17 protein-coding genes are annotated in these 19,340 nt (G+C 72.7%); 9 read left to right on the top strand and 8 right to left on the bottom strand.

The features are described 5' to 3' along the window. Positions 1-21 precede the first annotated feature (21 nt). Together D7318_RS15355 and D7318_RS15350 are read left to right on the top strand one after the other, a co-directional pair. Positions 22-1,689: an SPFH domain-containing protein gene (locus tag D7318_RS15355; RefSeq protein ID WP_120697667.1), complete on the top strand. Its 1,668-nt coding sequence runs from the start codon at positions 22-24 to the stop codon at positions 1,687-1,689. After that, the gene (locus D7318_RS15350; RefSeq protein WP_120697666.1) at positions 1,686-2,975 is read left to right on the top strand and encodes an SPFH domain-containing protein; all 1,290 of its coding nucleotides are present in this window, start codon (positions 1,686-1,688) and stop codon (positions 2,973-2,975) included. Before D7318_RS15355 ends, D7318_RS15350 begins: the two co-directional genes overlap by 4 nt. Before the next feature lie 5 nt (positions 2,976-2,980). On the opposite strand, the gene fxsT is transcribed toward D7318_RS15350, so the two are convergent. Genes fxsT through D7318_RS15320 form a run of 6 tightly spaced genes read right to left on the bottom strand, consistent with a single transcriptional unit; the run spans position 2,981 to position 12,066 of the window. Continuing rightward, complete coding sequence (fxsT, locus tag D7318_RS15345; protein ID WP_120697665.1) at positions 2,981-6,475, bottom strand: FxSxx-COOH system tetratricopeptide repeat protein; 3,495 nt, start codon at positions 6,473-6,475, stop codon at positions 2,981-2,983. After that, positions 6,472-7,812, bottom strand: coding sequence for a CHAT domain-containing protein (locus tag D7318_RS15340; protein ID WP_147437717.1), 1,341 nt, complete (start codon positions 7,810-7,812; stop codon positions 6,472-6,474). The genes fxsT and D7318_RS15340 overlap by 4 nt, the downstream gene beginning before the upstream one ends. Further along, positions 7,809-9,695 (bottom strand): vWA domain-containing protein, encoded by a 1,887-nt coding sequence (locus D7318_RS34580; protein ID WP_120697663.1) that lies wholly within the window; start codon positions 9,693-9,695, stop codon positions 7,809-7,811. Before D7318_RS34580 ends, D7318_RS15340 begins: the two co-directional genes overlap by 4 nt. A 3-nt stretch (positions 9,696-9,698) precedes the next feature. Further along, on the bottom strand, positions 9,699-10,637 hold the full coding sequence (locus tag D7318_RS15330; RefSeq protein ID WP_120697662.1) for an AAA family ATPase: 939 nt from the start codon (positions 10,635-10,637) through the stop codon (positions 9,699-9,701). Continuing rightward, positions 10,634-11,644: a hypothetical protein gene (locus D7318_RS15325; RefSeq protein ID WP_120697661.1), complete on the bottom strand. Its 1,011-nt coding sequence runs from the start codon at positions 11,642-11,644 to the stop codon at positions 10,634-10,636. The genes D7318_RS15330 and D7318_RS15325 overlap by 4 nt, the downstream gene beginning before the upstream one ends. Next, a complete protein-coding gene (locus tag D7318_RS15320; protein WP_147437716.1) occupies positions 11,641-12,066 on the bottom strand; it encodes a hypothetical protein in 426 nt (141 codons plus the stop codon). Before D7318_RS15320 ends, D7318_RS15325 begins: the two co-directional genes overlap by 4 nt. Before the next feature lie 90 nt (positions 12,067-12,156). Between D7318_RS15320 and D7318_RS15315 the strand changes: the two genes are divergently transcribed. From D7318_RS15315 to D7318_RS15300, 3 genes are all read left to right on the top strand, one after another. Further along, on the top strand, positions 12,157-12,474 hold the full coding sequence (locus D7318_RS15315) for a hypothetical protein (protein ID WP_120697659.1): 318 nt from the start codon (positions 12,157-12,159) through the stop codon (positions 12,472-12,474). A gap of 116 nt (positions 12,475-12,590) precedes the next feature. Then, positions 12,591-13,235: a hypothetical protein gene (locus D7318_RS15305; RefSeq protein WP_147437714.1), complete on the top strand. Its 645-nt coding sequence runs from the start codon at positions 12,591-12,593 to the stop codon at positions 13,233-13,235. Between the two features lie 28 nt (positions 13,236-13,263). Further along, a complete protein-coding gene (locus D7318_RS15300; protein WP_120697656.1) occupies positions 13,264-13,722 on the top strand; it encodes a hypothetical protein in 459 nt (152 codons plus the stop codon). A 12-nt stretch (positions 13,723-13,734) separates the two neighbouring features. Here the strand turns inward: D7318_RS15300 and D7318_RS15295 are convergent, their stop codons facing one another. Beyond that, positions 13,735-14,361 carry a hypothetical protein gene (locus tag D7318_RS15295; protein ID WP_120697655.1) on the bottom strand — a complete coding sequence of 209 codons (627 nt, stop codon included), beginning with the start codon at positions 14,359-14,361 and terminating at the stop codon, positions 13,735-13,737. Between the two features lie 194 nt (positions 14,362-14,555). Here D7318_RS15295 and D7318_RS15290 point away from each other — a divergent pair, with 194 nt between their 5' ends. Continuing rightward, positions 14,556-15,023, top strand: a complete 468-nt coding sequence (locus D7318_RS15290) for a response regulator (protein ID WP_120697654.1) — start codon at positions 14,556-14,558, stop codon at positions 15,021-15,023. 572 nt (positions 15,024-15,595) lie between these two features. Here the strand turns inward: D7318_RS15290 and D7318_RS15285 are convergent. Continuing rightward, complete coding sequence (locus D7318_RS15285; RefSeq protein ID WP_120697653.1) at positions 15,596-16,051, bottom strand: ATP-binding protein; 456 nt, start codon at positions 16,049-16,051, stop codon at positions 15,596-15,598. Between the two features lie 103 nt (positions 16,052-16,154). Between D7318_RS15285 and D7318_RS15280 the strand changes: the two genes are divergently transcribed. The 3 genes from D7318_RS15280 (at position 16,155) to D7318_RS15270 (ending at position 19,166) form a co-directional block, all read left to right on the top strand. Further along, entirely contained in the window at positions 16,155-16,469 is a 315-nt protein-coding gene (locus D7318_RS15280) for a putative quinol monooxygenase (RefSeq protein ID WP_120697652.1), read from the top strand. Beyond that, complete coding sequence (locus tag D7318_RS15275; RefSeq protein ID WP_120697651.1) at positions 16,459-17,691, top strand: helix-turn-helix domain-containing protein; 1,233 nt, start codon at positions 16,459-16,461, stop codon at positions 17,689-17,691. The genes D7318_RS15280 and D7318_RS15275 overlap by 11 nt, the downstream gene beginning before the upstream one ends. Before the next feature lie 536 nt (positions 17,692-18,227). Continuing rightward, complete coding sequence (locus D7318_RS15270; protein WP_147437712.1) at positions 18,228-19,166, top strand: hypothetical protein; 939 nt, start codon at positions 18,228-18,230, stop codon at positions 19,164-19,166. Positions 19,167-19,340: the final 174 nt, after the last annotated feature.

Below are 19,340 nucleotides of genomic sequence, written 5' to 3'. Positions count from 1 at the left end.
GCACGACACAGAGGGGGGAACGTGGCGCGAACGACGCAGAGTGTACGGAGAGTTGCCCGCGCGGTGGCCGAAGGCGCGGATCCGCGGTCGGCGGTCGAGGGCGAAGTGCGCGGGCGGTTCGGCGAGTTCGGCGCCCAGGGCACCCAGGGTGCCCAGGGCTCGGGCGGCGGGGGCGTGGAGCCGGACCCCGGCGGCGGCATGGATCCGTCGGACTTCCCCGCGGCGCGCGAGCAGGCCAACGGCATCGACACGGTCATGACGCAGCAGACGGTCGCGTTGGACGACGCGGGGGAGGCGTTGAACCGCAGCGAGCAGCGCCGCGACGGGATGCGGCAGGTGCACGCGATCTGCCCGATGGTGCTGCCGCGCGGGCGCTCGCTGCTGAGCATGCTGCCGGTGCTGACGCTGCTGGTCGCGGTGCTGGTGGGCGCGGCGGCCGTGGGGGCGAGCGGCTCGTCCGTGGCCACCAACCCCCTGTTCGGGGTGCACAGTTGGGTGCTGTCGCTGCTCGCCGTGGCGTTCGTGTGGTGGCGGCAGGGCATGGTGATGGTGCCGGACGGCTGCCAGGCGTTGATCACGCGGTTCGGCAAGCTGGAGCAGGTGGTGGGCCCTGGCCGGGTGATCCTGCTCAATCCGTGGAAGCGCGTGTCCTACATCGTGAACACGACGCGCGAGTACCCCGTCAACACGCCGGTGCGGGAGGCCCCGACGAAGGGCGGGGTGCACGCGTCGATCGACCTGTTCATCCAGTTCCGCATCAGTGACCCGGTGGAGTTCGTCTACACGCTCGGCGCGGTGCGCGGGTTCGAGGAGAAGCTGAACAACGCGGTCAGCGAGACGATCCGCAGCCTCATCTACGAGCAGGAGGCGGCCGGGATCTACAACATGGTCGGCGAGGACAGCGGGCGGCTGATCGAGCAGCTCAACCAGCAGTTCCTGCCCGCCGTGATGCTGACCAACGCCAACATCACGCACGCCGAGCCGTCCGACCGCGCCTACCGCATGCATCTGGCAGCGCCCGAGATGGTGCGGGTGGCGAAGGAGGCGTACACGCACGAGTACGCGCTCCAGCTGCGCAAGGAGCAGGACGAGGGCGATCTGACCAAGGAGTTGGCGACGCGCCACGAGGCGCTCTCCGCGATCCAGGCGGACATCGCGCAGTACCAGGCGCAGATGGACACGGCGGTCGAGCGGGAGACCAACAGGGCGGGCGCGCTGGCCAAACAGCGTTATGTGCAGGCCGAGTCGGAGGCGCGGGCCAACGCGGCGCTGCTCGAGGCGCAGGCGCTCGACATCAGGGCGGTGACGGCGGCCGAGGCGCCGGAGATCCTGGAGTACCGGTACCAGCAGCAGGTGTTGGACACGTTGGAGCGGGTGGCGGACCACCTGCCGCGCCTGGTGCGCATCGGCGGCGACGGCGCGGACGGCGACGCGGGCGTCGACTTCCTGCGGCTGGCACGGGAGTTGGTGGGCGAGCACGGCGGCGAGCTGTTCTCGGAGGCCGACATGGCGGCGGTGCGCGACCGGCTGACCGAGGTCGGCGAGCGGATCGCCGGGCGCGAGGCGGAGATCGAGGCGCTGCTCGAGGCGGAAAGGCCGACGGTGCCGACGACGGACGGCGGAACGGCCGCCGGGACGGACGCCGGAACGGTCGGCGGGACGAACAGCGGGACGGAGGACGTTCGATGAGCACGCCGCGCACCCACCGCAGGTCGGTGATCTCGGAGTCGGTGGCGCCCTGGAGCGATGTCGCCCAGCTCCTGCGGGGCGGCGAGGCCGGGACGTTGATCCCGGTCATCATCCCGCGCCACCGCCGCAGGCTGTGGTGGCTGCTGCCGCTGTGGTTCGGCGTCTGGGCGATGCTCGCGGGCGTGCTGCTCTCGGCGAAGGACGCGGACGGCGCGGGCGACGTGGCGTACGGGACGCTCGCGGCGCTGTCGTACGGCGCGGGTCTTCTCGCCGTGCTCGGCGGGGTGTTGTGGTGGTGGCGCTCGTCGATCGTGGAGATCGAGCAGGGCACGCACGGCATCCTGACGCGGTACGGCGCGGTGGCGCGCACGCTCGAGGCGGGCCGCCACTATCTGTGGCACCCGTGGTCACGCGTGGAGTTCGTGGTGGACACCGCGACCGAAATCCCTTACTCCGCACCGGTGATGGCGTGCCCGACGCGGGAGAACGTGCCGCTGCGGTCGATCGAGTTCTTCCTGAAGTTCCGCATCACGGACGCGGTGCTGTTCGTGCGGACCATCGGCGCGGGCAACTTCGACCTGGTGCTGTCCAACGCCGTGCAGGACGCGATCCGTCAGCGCGCCCGCCAGGTGCAGACCGAGCGCGCCTACGACCTGCGCGGCTCCGACGTGGGCGACATGCAGGACCTGCTCAACCGGCAACTCTCGCACTACGGCGTGCGGATCACCGGCTGCAACATCCCCGATGTGCGGCTGCCCGCGCAGTACCAGCAGCACCTGGCGACTCGCGAGCGGATCGCGAAGGAGCGCGCGGCGTACGAGGAGGAGTGGGCGCTGGCGAGGAAGCGCCGCATCGACAGCCTCCAGATGGACATCGAGCGGGCGAAGAAGGTGCGCGACGCGCGGATCGTCGAGGTCAGGGCCGCGCTCAACAGGGCGCGCGAGGAGGTCGCCCAGCTGCTCGAGGAGCAGGAGACCAACGCGCAGCGCGTGCGGTTCGAGATCGAGACGGGCGGGCGCAGCGGGCTCATCGCGGCGGAGAACGAGGCGCGGGCGCAGCGCCGCCTCGCGCAGGCGTACCGGGACAACAGGGCGGTGCTGCAATACGAGTTGGCGCGCCGCAGGCTCGAAGTGGGCGCGGCGCTCGCGGGGAAGGCGCCGCGGCCGCTCGTGGTGAGCACGGGCGGCGGCGCGTCGAGCGGGGACACCTCGGCGCTCTCGACGCTGCTCACGGCGCGGCTGCTGCGCGACGTGGACGGCGAACGGCCGGGCGGGGCACGGGAGTAGCGCCCTCACACGACGAGCGGCTCGAACGCGAGGGGCGGGTCGGCGGCGCCGGTGGCGTTGGCCTCGATGATCCGCGTCCACGGGTGATCGCGGCCGAGCGCGCGGCGCATGTCGGCGAGGCAGCGCTCGGCGAGCGCCGCGGCCGCCTCACGCTCCCCCGCGGCGCGCAGCACCAGGGCGTGGTTGGCGAGGGCGCCGATGGTGAAGGGATGGGCGTCGCCGAGCGCGGCGCGGTAGTCGGCGAGCACGCGTTCCCCCAGGTCGCGGGCGCGGTCGAGGTCTCCGTGGGCGCGTTGGGCGAACGAGTAGCAGGTCGCGACGCTCAGCGCGAGGGGCGCGGTGTGGCCGAGCACGCGCTCGGCGCGTTCGAGCAACGCGGCCAGCGCGGCCAGCGCGGCGCGCCCGCGCTCGCTCGTCCGCCGTGTGTCGGAGGAGAGGTGGCACATGGCGGCGTTCCACTCGGCGGCCAGGGTCTGCGGGTGGTCGCGGCCGAGGGCGGAGCGGTGCTCGGCCACGGTGCGTTCGAGCAGCGCGGCCGCGACGGCGCGCCTGCCGAGCAGCCGCAGGTCGAGGGCGTACGCGTTGCGGGAGGCCAGGGTCCTGCTGTGCCGGGGCCCGTGCACCTCCTCGCGGGCGGCGAGGTTGCGGCGGTCGAGGTCGAGCGCCTCGCCGTAGCGGCCCGCGAGGCGCAGCGAGGCGGCGAGGTTGTGGCGGGCGTTGAGGGTGCGCGAGTGCCGCTCGCCGACCTGCTCCAGATAGCTGGCCAGCACGTCGCTCCCCACGCTCATCGCCTCGTCGTAGCGGCCCAGTCCGCTGAGGTCGGCGCCGAGGCCCTCGGCGGCGCGTTGCACGGTGAGGTCGCGGGGCCCGCGCAGGGCGGAGAGCCGGGCGATGACCCGCCGGTCGAGGCGCTCGGACGCGGCGTACGCGCCGGTGGCGCGCAACAGGGTCGCGTACTGCGACGCCAGATCCCATACGCGCGGGTCGTCGTCGCCGAACTCCCGCCGCCAGGCGTCCATGGCGCGCTCGGCGAGCCGGACGCCCGCGGTGTACTCGCCGGAGGAGTGGAAGTAGTTCAGGCAGTGGAACAGGAGCCGGTGCGTGGTGGCGTCGTGGCTGGTCAACGCGCCCGAAGGCTCCAGGTGCGGCACGATCCTGGCGAACCCGGGCCAGCGCTCCGGCTCCCAGGGCGCGCCGGGGTTGGCGGCGGCGAGCGAGCGCCGCACGGCGCGGGAGTAGCGGTCGCGCTGCGCGGGGGTCAGGCCGAGGCGGACGGTCTGGTGGACCATCGGGTGCAGATGGATGTGGTCCCCGCCCTCCTCGACGCCCCTCTCGACGCCCCCCTCGCCGGTCATCTCGCCGCTCATCTCGCCGCCGCCCGACTCCCAGCGGATGACGGAGTACTGCGTCAACTTCGCGACGGCGGCGCTCTCCCGCTCCGGGTCCCGCACCAACGCGGCGTTCCGCTCGGTCAGTTGGTCCTCGGGGATGCCATGGATCAGGTCGACGGGGATGGCGCCGGGGGCGAAGAAGGCGCAGAGCCGCAGCAGTTCGACGGAGTCGGGGACCGTCTCCTGGAGCTTGCCGAGCAGCAGCGTGAACGTCGCGAAGTACGTCATGGGGAAGTCGGCCGCGACGCGCAGCCCTTCGGAGCCGCCGGGGATGGTGTCGCTGCGCAGCAGCGCGATGTACGCGTCGACGGACATGTCCGCGTCGTTGAGCCAGCCCGCGGTCTGGTCGAGCACAAGCGGCATGTCGCCCAGCGTCTCCGCGAGCCGGTCGGCCTCGGCGGGGCCGATCCTGGGGGCGCGGCGGCGGATGAACGCGACCGACTCGGCCCTGTCGTAGAGGTGGACCTCGTGGAGGGCGGTGTTGTACTCGGCCCACTCGCGGTTCTGCGAGGTGATGATCACATGGCCCGGGCCGTTGGGCAGCAGGTCGGCGACGTCGACCGGCTCGTCCGCGCCGTCGAACACCAGCAGCCACCTGGCGTGGGGCCGCCCCCGGCGCAGCGCGTCGGCCACCGCCCGCAGCCGCTCGCCGTACTCGGGCCCGGTGGCCAGGCGAAGGTGCGGGGCCAGCTCGGCGAGCCACCGCCGCACCTCGCCCCGCCGGTCGGCCGCCACCCACCACACGACGTCGTACTCGGACGCGAAACGGTGGGCGTACTCGGCCGCGATCTGCGTCTTCCCCACGCCCGAGAGGCCGAGCAGGGTGATCACGGCGGCGCCTGGCTCGGCGCCCTGGAGCAGGTCGTAGACGCGTTGCAGGGCCCCCTCGCGCCCGGTGAAACGGGCGTTGCGCTGCGGCACCCTGCCCCACACGCTCGGCTGGGCGCCGGGGAAGCGCGGCCCCTCGCCGCGAGGGGCGCGCGCGGGGGGCTCGCCCGCGGGGGAGGGCCCGAGCAGCGCGGCGACGCGCGCCTCCGCCTCGGCCTCGCCGCCCGTCCACAGCTCGGCGACGGGCCCGAGCGCCAGCGCCTCGTCCGGCCAGGCGCCCGGGCCGACCGCGACGAGGCGGAAGCGGTGCGCGTGGGGCGCGACGACGGCGCGCAGCGCGGCGTTCCACTCCTCGGCGTCCCGGCGGCCGAGCGCGAAGTACCGCTCGCTGAGCACGACGACGATGTGGCCCTCGACCAGCAGCAGATCGCGCAGCAGCTCGTCGAGGGGCGCGTCGGCCACGGCGGTCCAGCGCTGGAACGCGACGTGCCAGCCGCTCCGTTCGAGCCGGTCGCCGATCCACACGGCCCAGGCGCGGTCGAAGCCAGCGAAGCTGATGACCACGCGCGCGCTCCGCACGGCGGCCCTGCGGATCAGGGCGCGCGCGATCGCGGTGACGGCCATGCCGGGCAGACCGGCCGCCGCGGCGCCCGCCGCGATGGCGGCGAGCAGGCGCAGCCAGCGCGCCTGGGCGGCGGCGGGCTCGGCGACGGCGCTCTCGGCCCCCGCCTCGGTCCCGGTCCCGGGTGCTCCGACGGGGTCGGCCTCGGTCGTCGCGGCGGGCAGGAGCACGACGGGCTCGGGATCGCGCGAGGGGACGCGCGAGGGGTCGCGCGAGGGGTCGCGCTCCGCGCGTCGGCGAAGGGGCGGCCCGCGGTGGTCCTTCCCGTTGCCGCCGCCGATCGTGACGCCGAGCGGCACGGTGCGGAACGGGACGCCGCCCGCCGTCACCAGCGTCAGCAGCAGCGGGCCCTCGGCCTCGGGCCCCGGCGCCTCGTCGACCTGCGCGACGAAGCGCGCCGGGCCGTAGGTCCCGCCGAACCGGTGCAGCACCACGGCAGGGGCGCCGACCGCCTCGACGGTGATCCCGGGGCGGCCGTCGAGCATGCAGCCGATCTCGAACTCCTCGCGCTCGTACGGCCAGGGCCCGGCCGGGCCGGCCAACTCCAGGTCCACGGTGATGACATGGGTGCGCCCCGGCGCCATCCGGCGCGGCCAGCCGACGACCGGACGCAGCGCGACCAGCGGCTCGGCCGCCGCGGGGGCGGGCGGGTCCTTCATGGCGCCTCCCGGGCGACGACGCGCAGGCTGGAGTCCGGGTGTCCGTAGTACACATACAGGAAGCTGTGCAGGAACAGCTTGAAGTCCGCCTCCCCGCGCCGGTCCTCCGCGCCCGGCGTGCGCCGGGCGCGCCTGGCATAGTGGCCGCGGTGCCGGTGCAGCGCGTCGGCGAACCTGGTGGGCGCCTCCTCGGCCTCGTGCAGGAGCCGCAGGGCGAAGTCGTGCGAGTGGTTGAGGTCGATATCGCCGACGGTCGCGATGACGGCGCTCGCGCCCCGGCGCAGGAACAGCTCGGGGAAGCCGCGCGCGGCGGCGTCCGGCCTGCGCGGGTCGCGCACGGTCCGGCCCGATGAGCACGCGTTGAGCAGCACCGGCGCGCGGTGGACGTCGAGCGCCGTCATGGGGAAGTCGGTGTACTCGTTGAGGGACAGGCCACCGAGCGAGAAGTGCCGCGACATGGGCGAGTGAACGCCGTGGCAGCGGATCAGCAGCAGCCCGAACGGCTCGACCGGCTGGTCGAGCCGGTGCATCAGCGCCTGGACGGTACGGGTGGGCGGCTCGACCAGATAGCGCCCGAAGTCGTCGCGCCCGTCGGTGAATCGCTCGTCCTCGAGCATCAGCACGCCGCCCTCGCCGACGTGCCGCTCGGCCGAGTACGCCCGGGCGCGGGCGCCGTCGTAGACGCTGACCCAGCGGACGACGGGGATCAACTCGCCCAGCCAGCCCTGGCGTTCGGGCACGGTGTCCTGGGTGTCCTCGGCGGCGTCCCCGTCGCGCCCCGTGGGCCGCGCGGGCTGGTGGTAGAGCAGCTCCCAGGGGATGTCATAGGGGGTGTTGTCCCAGACGACGAGCCGCGGTTGGCCCGCGGCGGCCAGTAACTCCCGCAGCCACTCGCCGAGTCGGGTCTCGGGCAGCCACCAGTTCATGACGTCGTAGTACGCCGCGCGCCAGGGGTGTTTCCCCTCCGACTCGGCCGCGGCGCGCGCGACCAGCGCGGCGAGCGACAGCTCGGACAACGGCCCCTGCACGGAGAGCCGTTCGTCGGGCGCGGTCCGCATCGTTCCCCCGTGGTGCCAGCTCAGGGTGAGCTGCTCGTGGCCGCCGCGCGAGGTGGCGGTGACCCGCAGCAGGGCGACATCGGGCGGCAGCGCGTCGGCCAGGCCCGCGGGCCGCGCCTCGAACGCGCTGGGCGGGGGCGGGGGTTCGGCGGACCGCTCGGCGGGCCGTTCGGCGACGCGGTCCGCGGTGCGGTGGGCCGCTCGCTCCGCCGTGCGCTCCGCCGTGCGCTCCGCGGCGCGGTCGGCCCCGAGGAAGCCGCGCATCCCTGACTCGTTCATCGGCGCTCCCCCGCCCCGGCGCGCCGCGACGCGGCGACCAGCCGCCCACCCAGCGCCTCGGCCAACTCGGCGGTCAGCTCGGGGTGGACGTCGGGCACCGGGGCGATCACCACCGGCTCGGCCCTCGGCAGGGTGCGCACGGCGGCGGCCACCCGCAGCGCGTCGGTCACGCCCTCACGCCCGACGCGCCCTGGCGGCCGCCCGCCGAGGCTGGCGTTCAGCGGAACGTTGCCCCGCCCGTCCGTCACCACCACGAGCAGCGCGTGCTCGAGCGCGGCCCGCCCGTTGCGCTGGAGCCTGCGCAGCTCCTGCACCGCGAGGTCGAGGGCGTGGGCGAGCGGACTCGCCATCCCCGGCGGGCGGTTGAGGGAGGCCAGCACGCGCGGGTGGAGCAGCGAGTCCACGCGGTAGCGCTCGGCGGTCAGCTCGTCCGCGGCGTCCCGGTGACCGAACTCCACGACCGAGACCGAGGCGTTGTGCTGGTACGACCAGCGCAGATGGGGCGCGAGGGCCGGGGCCCAGTCCCAGCCCGCGTGGCACGAGTGGTCGAGGACGAGCACCAGCGCCCGGCCGCTGTCGGGGCGGCGGCGGTACTGGCGCAGATCGGCGGCGTTGACCAGCAGCCCCTCCGAACGGCGCCCCCGCGCGCGGCGGATCCGCTGGAAGCGCGCGGCCTCGAGCAGCGTGGGGATCAGCGCCACATCGCGCAGGTCCCTGGCGGGCCTGACGCCGACGGGGTGACCGCGCGAGGGGCCCGCGCCGGCGCGCGCGACGCTGCTCGCGCGGGGCGCGCGCAACGATCCGAAGCGCGGCAGCGCCTCCGGGTCGTCCTCCGGATAGGGCCCGCGGTCCCCGCCCGCCGGGCGCACGGTCGCGGGCTCGAGCGGAACGGGCGCCCCGCCGGGCGCGACCGACCGCGCCCGCTGCCCCTGTGCCGCCTCGACGACCCCGGTGGACTCGAGTCCCCCCGCCGGAACGGGAGTCCGTCCGTTCCGCGGCGGCGTCCCCGGGTCGCGCTCCGCCGTGTCACCGCCGCGTTCCTCGGGCGGTGGCGCGGGCAGGCCGAGCAGCGCGGCGGCCTCGCGCACCGCCGCCCTGCCCACGCGGGCGTGCCCTGCCACGCGCGCGAGGGCGCGCGCCGTCCTGGCCAGCGCCAGGTCGCGGCGCCTGCTCGCGCTCGACGGCATCAACGCGACGACCTCGCGGGCCGCCTCGGCGGTGAGGGCGGGCGGCGGGCCGGGGAAGGGGGGCGCGGGCCGCGCGGCCAGCGCCGTGCGCAGCAGTGTGCGATCGTCGGCGCGCACCGGCGCGCGCCTCCTGAAAGCGCGCACCTCCCGATGCGCCGACGCCGCGTCGACCCGCACCGGGAACCGGTCGAGCAGGTGCGGCGAGAGCCGCCCCGCCTCCGCCCGCCCCACCGCGGCCAGCCAGCGGGCCCGGGGCCGCCAGCGCATGCTGTGCCCGAACAGCTCCGCCGCCGCCGCGTCGGCGTCGAGCAGCGTGACCGCGGCCTGCGTCACCGGCAGCGGCGCATGGCCGAGGTCGGGGACGAGCACCACGGGCGGCGGCGCGCCCCCGCGTTCCACCAGCGCCCCCGGCAGCACCGCGAACCCCTCCCCCGTCACGCCCGTGCGCAGCCACAGGTCCTCGGGCGCGGCCCACGACCCCAGGGTGACGACGCGGGGGCGGGCGCCGTCCGCCAGGAGATCCGCGAGCAACTCGCCCACGAGGGGCAGCAACGCGGGCTCCAGGTCGAAGAACAGCACGCCGCCGAGCCGGGGTTCGGCCGCCGAGCAGCGCAGCACCGTCAGCACCCGCGCCAGCGTCCCGCCCAACTCCCCCTCGACGTCCCCGACGTTCAGGCCCGCTTCCCCCGCCGCCACCGCTCAGCCCTCGGCGTTCGGCAGCGTGCGTTCCACCCGCGCGTCGTCCTCCGCCGTCCAGGGCGGCAGCGTCCCCGACTCCCCGCGCCCGCGCCGGTGGACCAGCACCAGCTTGGCGACGCGGGCCACATGCCCGGCGTCGACCAGCGGCGCGCCCTCGATCGCGGCCAACGCCCGTGCGGCGCGCCCGAGTACGAGGTCGCCCCGGTGGCCCACGAGCTCGAACGCGTCCGCGACCCTGGCGCACGCGTCGATCACCCCTGTGCCGTACCGCACGGCGGAGAGCCGCGCGCGGGCCGCGTCGAGGGCCGCCTTCTTCTCGGCGTCCCGCGCCCTGGCCTCGGCCATGAACTCCGAGCCCGGGTCGTCGCGTTCGGCCTCGAACCGCAGCACCGTCTCCACGATGCGCCGCCGCTGCTCCGGGTCCTCCTCGGGCAGCACGTCGGCCACCAGGCCGAACCGGTCGAGGAGTTGGGGCCGCAGCCCGCCCTCGTCGGGGTTCATCGTGCCGACGAGCGCGAAGTGGACATCGTGCAACTCCTCGGCGCGGCCTTCCCGTTGGACGCTGAGCACGCCGGTGGAGACGACGTCGAGGATGATGTTGACGAGATAGTCGTCGAGCAGGTTGATCTCGTCCACGTACAGCATGCGCGCGGGCGACTTGGCGGCCTCGACCAGCAGCCCGTCCTCGGGCTCGGCCGCGCCCCGCATGAGCTTCTTGATCTGCCAGCCGCCGAGCACCCGGTCGTCGGTGGCGCCGATCGGCAGCGTCACCGGCAGGCGGCCCACCGTCATCATGGTGAACGCCCGCACCGTGGTCGTCTTGGCCGTGCCGCGCTGCCCGGTGGCCAGCACGCCGCCGACCGCCTCGTTGACATAGGCGATCTCGAGCGCGGTGCGCAGCTCCCGGTGGCCGACGAGCAGCGAGTAGGGCAGGATCATCGGGTCGTTCCTCCAGCGGTGCCCTGGTCGGGGTCCGGTTCCGGGGTGTGTTCCGGTGTGTAGCGCGTGGCGGGGTCGAGCGGCACTCCCTGCCGCCACAGGTCGGACAGCTGGGCGTTGAGCACCCGTTCGGGCAGGGGGCCCGCGGGGCGTTCGAGGCACAGCGCGCTCAGCAGGTCGAGGCGGTGCAGGTCGAACGCCACATGCACCGCCTCGCCGTACGCCCACGCCGCCCGCACCGCGCCCCCGTACGCCAGCCGCGCGGCCGCGAGCGGGATCAGCGCCAGCGCGAGCCACCAGCCGGAGCGCGCGAGGAGCAGCGCGGCGGCGAGCCCGGTCACGGCGAACACCGCGGCCATCCTGGCCGCCGCGTCGAGCGCGTCGCGGCGGTCGTCGACCACGGCCCTGGTCTCCTCGCCGAGCACGGGGTAGAGCCGGGGCCAGGCGGCGACGGCGTCGAACCCGTAGGCGCGCCCCGCGCCGTCTTCGAGGGCGGCCAGCGCGTTCCCCAGCGCGGTGGGGCGCACGAGGTGGTCAGGCAGGGGAAAGCGCCGGCGCAGCTCGGATCCCGCGCGCCCGGCGCGTTGCATGCGCTCCTCGGTGAGCGCCCCCGGGTCCGCCAGTGCGGCCTCGGCGGCGAGGGCCCGCTTCCTGGCCAACTGGCGGCGCGTGGCGCGTTCCGCCCCGAGCCCCACGCCGAACGGCCGCGGCCAGTCGCCCTCGAGCAGACGGACGAGACCGAGCTGGAACGGCTGGAGCAGCACCGCCACCAGCGTCACCCCGATCAGCAACGCCACCAGCTCGCCCACGCCGAGCGCGCCCGCGGTGGCCCACGCCTCGTCGAAGCGAAGCGCGCCCCCCGGCGGGCGCTCCCAGCCGCGCGCCCCCGCCCAGCCGAGCACGAGCAGGAACAGCGCCGACGCCAGCACCGGCAGCTGGCCGACGGCGAAGAACCGGCGTCCGCCGCCGAGTTCGGACGGCGGGCGCACCGCCGATGCCAGGCTCACCTGCGCAGCTCCATCGGCCCATGGGCCTCGTCAGGGCAGGCGGGCACGGCGCGTTCGTCGTAGAAGCTGCGCGCCTCGGCCGCCCCGCACCCCGGCGCGGCGCAGTCGAACCACACCGGCCTGTACCGCCCCGACCGCCCCGGCAGCCCGGCCCGGTCGCCCGCCCCCCACTCGGGCGCGGGCCCGGCGAACCCCTCGGCGGCGCCCACGCGTTGGGGCGTCGCCACGCCCACGTCGCGCCCCTTGAGCCGGAGCATCACGCCCTCGATGCCGGGGCGGCCTTCGAATAACTCCGCGAGCCTGCGGCTCACCTCGTCGGCCCGGTCGTCCGGATCGAGGTCGAGCGCGGCGCCGAAACGCGTGGCAGCGGTGTCGATCAGTCTCCCGTACAGGCCACGCGCCCGGTTGACATCCGTGTCCACGATCACATCGTAGGAGGTGAACGGCGCACCGAACCCCGTTCCGCAGAAGTCGAGGCGGCGGAACGCCCGGCTGGCCAGTAGCCTCCCTGCGTGCGTTACGCCTACCGCTGCGAGACCTGCGACTCAACGGCCCCGGCCCGGGACACGGGCGTGGAGGCCGCGGTCGACCGCGACCACCACCGCGAGGAGCACCACACGACGTCCTGTCCCCCGACCGACCTGATCGTGGACTTCCCCACCTCGGGCGACAAGGGCGGAACGGCCGGGCGCTTCCTGGTCGTCGGCGTGCTCATGGGCGTGATCCAGGCCCTGGCGATGTGGCTCCAGGCGTCCCGCCGCCTGCACACGGCCATAGCCCTGACCGCGGCGTTCGTGATCACCCTGACCCTGGCGATCGCCTGGCTCTGACGCCACGTCGTCACGAATCGATCACAAGACGAGCGATTCCCCAGCCCAACCCGATCACTTCGTCGACGATTTCACGCACCCCCCACACTCGCCACCATCGGAGGGGGAGCGTCCCCATGACCCAGCCCACATGGGCCACACCGCCGCCGCCCCCACGGCGGCCCAGGACCGCCCCGCTGCTGACGCACGCGGCGGTGGGCGTCGCCTGCCTGGCCATCGGCTTCGGCGCGGGCACCACGCGAGCGGACGCCGACGCCCCGGCCGCCTCGGCCCCCGAGCCGTCGCCACAGGCGTCGCCCTCGCCCTCGGCGTCGGCGTCGCCCTCGCCCTCGCCGGAGGCGGGGCGGGACTCGGACCTCACGGCGGGCGAGGCGTTCACCTGGGACAACGGCCTGATCATCGCCGTCGAAGGCGCCCAGGAGGTCATGGAGTTGGACGAGTGGGACTTCACCCCCGAGGGCCACATCCCCTTCCGCGTCACCCTGACGATCACCAACGACGGCGACGAGCCGGTGGACCTCGACGAGGTGGGGGTCCTGGTCAGCGGCGCGACGAACGGCGGCGAGGCGGCCTCGGCGTACTTCGAGGACGGCCACGAGGAGATCGCGGGCCGCCTGGCCCCCGGCGTGACGGAGACGAAGAACGCCGACTGGTCCCTCTCCCCCGACCACGGCCGCGACATCGTGGTCCAGGTCGCCCACTGGAACGAATCGGTCGACTTCCTGGCCCCCGACCCGGAATGGCTGATCACGATCACCTGAGCGGCGCCGGAGGGCTACGGTGGCACCTGTGGACTGGGGGACCCTGATAGGCACGGGCGTCGGCGGCGTCGTGGCCCTGGCGGCGACGATGATCGCGGAACGAGCCCGCTGGCGACGAGACGAGTCGGTACGCCGCCTGGAGACAAAGCGCCAGCTGTACGCCGACTACCTGACCGCGCTCACGCGCACGAGGAACCACCTCAAGGACATCGTGCAGTCGCCCGCCCTCGCCCCCGAGGAACGCGTTCGCCAGAGCGCCGAGGCATACCGCGAGGGCGGCGCCTACGAGCTGCGCCACCAGATGGGAATCCTCGCGTCCAAGCCGGTCGTCACCGCCGCCGACGAAGCGTTCCGCAGACTCCGCGACATCCGCGACCTGGTGAGGGACGGTAAAGAGGGCGCTCTGAAGGAAGAGTTCGACGCGATGATCCACGCGATCAGAACCCTCCGCGACGCGATGCGAACCGACCTGGGAACGGACGCGTAGGGGGACGGGCGCTCAGCCGAGCGGCTGGGGAGCGACCGGCAACTGCTCGCTGTACAGCCACGTGAAGGTGCGATCGGGCTCCAAACGGGCCTGACCCCAGTGGATGGCGTGGATGCCGCTCTCCGGATCGGCCGTGAAGAAGACACAGACGAGCCTGGTGGCGGCCCCCAACTCGTCGAAGGTCCGGTGCAGATCCTCGTAATCCTCCGTCGTCAGGTCCTCGTCCAAGGGGAACAGCGCGTCCTGAGCCTGCGGCCCATGCCCCAGGAGCATCCGGCGGCGCGTCGGCGAGGCGTCGGCAGCCAGCCGAGCGCGGTCGAGCGGCCTGGGGCGGTCGGCGTACTTGAAAGGGAAGAGCGCGTGATCGTTGATGACCGCGTACTCGTACCCCCGCACATCCCGCACGTCCTCGCCGAGCTCCCGTGCCATGTCCGCGAAGTTCTCGCGCACAGCCTCCGCCAGGGTGGCACCATACGGACTCCGCTTCTTCAGACGAGCCGCCAGGTGCACCTCATGAGCCCGCGCGTGCGCCGAGGCCAGCTGAGCGGGAATCGCGGCAGCCAATCTCCCGGCCCGCCGCCCGAACCGCTCCACCGCCCAAGCCGAAGGCCCAACGGGGTCGTCACCCACCACCGACATGCGGCCCCTCCCTCTGCCCAACCGTCAGCCGCCTCCTCACTGTGTGACATGCGCGCGAAGCGCACACAAGGGAGCGATCCGGCCACACAGGACAGAACGACGGCCGTACGGGGCACAGCCAAACCCCATGGCCTCAGCCGCCGTTCGCCTCGCGCATCCGGTGCGGCACAGTCGCCCCCGGGAAGGCATACGGAGTGTCAGAATCCATCTGGATCAAGCTGATAGACACCATTCCTGGTGTGCTGTGGGTGGCCTTCGCGGCCACCGTGTACTTCTCCTTACGGGGAACGATCACCGAGCGCATGGTTCCGCGGATGACCGCGTTCCGGGCGTTGGGTGTCGAGATCGAGCTTGCCGGTGAGCTGCTGGAGCAAGCCTCCGCCGAGAGCGACGCCGCCGCCTCAGCGACCGAAAGACGCACCGCACTGGGCAGGCTGGAGCACGCGGCCGCGCTTCTTCGGGGCGGCAGGGTGCTGTGGGTCGACGATCGCCCGGAGGGCAACGCACCGCTCGTCGAGCTCTTCGGCGCCGTCGGCATGACCGTCGATGTCGCCTTGTCGATGGAAGAGGCCGTCCCCCGCTTCCGCCGCAAGCCGTACGACGTCATCATCAGCGACCTGCACCGGGGCGGCGACCCACGCGCGGGCACTGCCGGGAGTTGAGGGGATGCGGCGCCACAGGACGCCTCCGGTGTCGCGGTCGTAGGAGCGTTCATCGGAATAGGCCAGGCGCCCTCGCCGCTCGATGACCCGTACGTCGGCGGGGCGTTCGCCGCTCCACTGGGTGATGTACGGGACCACCCCCCTGGTGGTCACTGCGGGACTCGTCAGACGCGCCGGATGGTTGGGCATGTGCGTCTTCTCCATGCTGGTGGGCTGGGGTCGTTGGCCGGGTCATGGCGCCTGGCTCCGCAGCGGGCGCGCGGTGAGGAGGTAGCGCAGGGCGTCTTCGTGGATCGTGTGCGCGTACATCCCGCCCGTGGCGAGGACGTCCAGGGCGTATTGGGTGCTCGTTGTCGTCGTAAAGCCAGGACTCGACCGGTCGGCGGGCGGGACCGTCGAGCTGGTCTCCTCTGTGAATGGCGCGCTGTCGTAGCCACCTGAGGGCCAGGCGCGGGCTCGATGCCGGGTGGGAGCTGAGCCAGTACGTGTGACCGGTCGTGGCGTGGAGGGCTATCGCTTCGCACCAGTAGCCGAGCCGGAGTGCGGGAGTCGCTGCCGGGTGCATCGCAGGCTCAGGCGGCGGGGCCGAGTTCGGCGGTGACGGTGTGGCCGTGGTTCTCGGTGTGGTGGATGACCACCTTGGCGGCGCAGGCTGCGACGAGTTCGAGTCCGCGGCCGTGCTGAGCACCGGTGTCGGGGTGCTCGATGCGCGGATGGGTGGTGGCGCCTCCAGCGTCGGTGACCGTGATGGTCACGGTGCCTGCGGCTTGGTCGATGGCGAGGGTGAAGGTGCTGGTCGCGCTGGCGGTGTGGGTGATGGCGTTGGCGCCCAGCTCGGTCACGATCAGCGCGGCGTCGTCCGCGCGGGGATGGTCGCTGAGGACGTTGCGGGCCCAGTGGCGGGCTCGGCTGACCTCTTCCGGTAGTCCGGGGGAAGGTACGACGGTGGGTCGGTATGACGTTCCTCCGTCCGTTGCGACCTGCGGCTTTCCGCATCGGGAGGTGCGGTTCTGCTGATGCGGCCGCAAGCGCAGCGAAAGTATGCCATCGCACTTTTCGTGCGGGTCGTCGGCCGCCTAGCGTGGCTGAGGCGCGGTGCCCAGCCGAGACGCCGACGAGAGAGGAACCGCCATGTTCGGACTGATGGTGCGCTTCACCTGCAAGGACGAGACAGCGGCAGCCGCGTTCGATGACCTGGTGGCGCGGACCGGAGAGCAGATCCGTGCGAACGAACCGGGAACGGTGATCTACACCGTCCACCGCGTTGACGGGCGGCCGCTTCAGCGGATCTTCTACGAGCTCTACCGCGACGAAGCGGCCTTCGAGGCCCACGAGTCGCAGGACCACGTGATCCACTTCCTCGCCGAGCGGGGCCAGTACCTCGCCTCGACCGAGGTGGACCGTCTGGACTTCGTGTCCGGCAAGGGCGTCGACGTTGAGCGGTGAGGAGTACGAGAAGGCGCTCGGGCGCAAGATCGCCCGGCACCGGAAGCGGCGTGGCCTGTCGCAGAAGGAGTTCGCGGGCCTGCTGGACCGGTCGGAAGCCTGGGTCTCCCAGGTCGAGCGGGGCGTTCGCCGCATCGACAGGATGACCGTCCTGGAGAAGGTCGCCGAGGTCCTTGACGTGCCGGTCGCCGAACTGGCCGCCGAGGCGCCGATCGTGGCGTCCGTCGCCGAGGGGGAGGCGCCCGGGGCGTCACGGCTGCGGCTGGTGCTGAGTACCGCGCACTCGCTGAAGGCGATCCTCGGGCGGTCCGAGCCCCCGGACGTTCCCGCGCTGCGGGACGGGGTGGATCGGGCGTGGGCGCTGACCCACGAGGGCAACTACGCGGACCTGGCCGAGCTGCTCGAGGGCCTGGTGCCCCAGCTCGAATCAGCCACCCGGGCCGGGGCTTCGGAGGAGGAACGCGCCGAGCTGTTCCGGCTGCTGGCGTCGATGTACCACACGTGCAGCGCCGCCCTGGCGAACATGGGCGAGCCGGAAGCGGCCTGGGTCGCCGTGGACCGCGCGGTCGTCGCGGCCGAGCGCGCGAACGACCCGCTGTTGATGGCGGCAGGTGAGTTCCGCCTGTCCATCGTGTTCATCGGCGCCCGCCACTACGGCCAGGCCGCCCAGGTCTCCGGCAGCGCCGCCGACGCCCTGACCGCTCTGGCGGAGCACGGACAGCCGGAGGCCGTGGCACTGCGCGGGGCTCTCACCCTTCAACGCGCCCTGGCGGCAGGCCGGTTGAACCAGGCCGATGAGGCGTACGAGCATCTGCGCCTGGCCAAGGAGCTGGCCGAACGCGTCGGTGAGGGTCGCAACGACTACAACACCGAGTTCGGGCCCACCAACGTCGCCCTCCACGAGGTCGCCGTGGCCGTGGACCTGGGCGACGCGGGGGTCGCGCTGCGGGCGGCGGCGGCCGTTGACCCCTCCGGCCTCTCGCCGGAGCGGCAGGCCCGCTTCGGCATCGACCTGGCCAAGGCGCACACCCAGCGCAGACAGGTCAACGACGCCGTCACAGCCCTGGTGAACGTCCGCCGAACCCTCCCGCAGATGTTCCGCGCCAAACCCACCGTCAAGCAGCTCGTCACCGACCTGATGACCATGAGCCCACTGCCGTCCGACCAGCTCAAGGAGCTGGCGAGCGAGTTGGGCGTACACGAAGTGCGGACCAGCGGCTGAAGTGGCGCGCGCGGTGACACGACGAAGGGCCAGCGCCAGGGATCAAGCCCCTGAGCTGGCCCTTCGCTATGTGCCCCAGGCAGGATTCGAACCTGCGACACCCGCTTTAGGAGTGGGATCGAATTCTTGCCGGGGGTGGCTGGGCATGCTGTGTGGTGTTGTTCTGCCTGATCAGCGCCCTGCAGGATGAGCGGAGGTCCACCGTGTGGCGGCCAGTCTCGCGCCGTCCGCTCACGCATATGAACCTGGGGCGCCTTGACCGAATCAGCGCCGGGGCCCGGACGCGTCCCCAAAGTGTGTAGGAGTCTGGGGACCTCGATCTGCTACGTCGTGGAGCAGACATGCGCCCTGGTCCACCAGTTCAAACGCCTCACCGTCCGCTGGGAAGGACGACCCGAACTCCTCGGCACCTTGGATCCCGTTGGCCTGTAGCCTCATCTGCTGGAGACGCTTCAGAGAGACCCGTCCGTGAGCCCGAGTTCTTAAGTTCCATAATCGCTGTCCCGCGCCGTGCATCGACCTCTACTGTCCAACTCATGCATATGAACGCAGAACGGCTCGCGGGTTCCTCGCGCAAGTGGATGGCCGCCGCTTTCGCGGCCTTCTCTGATGGACCGTCCTCGGAAGACATGGCGGGCCATCACGCGGGTGTGGCCACCGAGCATCTACTGAAGGCGTTCCTCGTCAGTCTGCACCCGACGCTGATAGTCGACGGCAAGGACTTCAACTCGATGCTCTACGCCACGGGACATGGCGCACTCCTTCAGGTTCGGGGGCCCAGGTCAAGACGATCCAGCTCGGTGAGGCGTATGACCGAGAAGGGCAAGATCCCCCCGAAGCCCAAGGTCTGGCCGCTCACTGATGCACGCAATGGCGTTGCCCACTGCGGGTACCACGATCGTGCAGAGGTGATCGTGCTCTTCACCGACTGCATTACGGTGATCGATCAGCTGCTTGTAGAGCTTGCGATTGGGCCCGACTGCTGGGGTGACTACAAAGCGCTGCACGACAAGCTGCTCGGCGAGGGCGTGGAAGCTGCTCGTGTTCGGCTGGAGGGCAAGCTTGCCAGAGCCCAGCGCGTCTTCGCGGAGCGGTATGGGCACATATACGAGAGGGAGCGGGAACTCGTGCTGACCACCGTTGCTCGTGTGACCACTCCCGGGTTCATCGGCGAGTACTCCGCGTCAGCGGTCTGTCCTGTGTGTTCGTCACGGGGCTCGTTGATGGGGCAGGAGTCCGTGGATGAAGAGAGGTGGGTCGTCGTACTCACACCCCACATCTTTCAGTGCTTTGTCTGCGATCTTCGCCTTGAGCTGGGGGAGCTTGACCTGCTGGTCGTACCCCTTGGAGACGACGTCGACCTGGACGTTTCGCCCGAGGACTACTACAGCCAGTTCGAACCAGACGAGGATTACGCACCCAGCGACGACGAGCCGGACTATAGCGCGCGGCTCCTTGCCTACAGGAAACGGTGACGGCCTCATGGCATGCAAGGCTGGGGCGCGGGGGAGCCCGCTCGATCTCTAGCCTCGGGCTTTCATGAAGCGGGTTGTCCGGCAGGCGGTCAGGAAAGCAGAAAGTGCCTCTGACCAGCAAGAATGAGGATTGTCGAGGTCCTTGTTCCTGCCACCGCCGGAGGCACTTCCCAG

Origin of the sequence: Streptomyces radicis (assembly GCF_003626575.1) — a bacterium.
In the GTDB taxonomy this organism is placed as follows: domain Bacteria; phylum Actinomycetota; class Actinomycetes; order Streptomycetales; family Streptomycetaceae; genus Streptomyces; species Streptomyces radicis.
The sequence above is the reverse complement of the archived record's forward strand: the minus strand, read 5'-3'. Positions and strand labels throughout refer to the sequence as shown.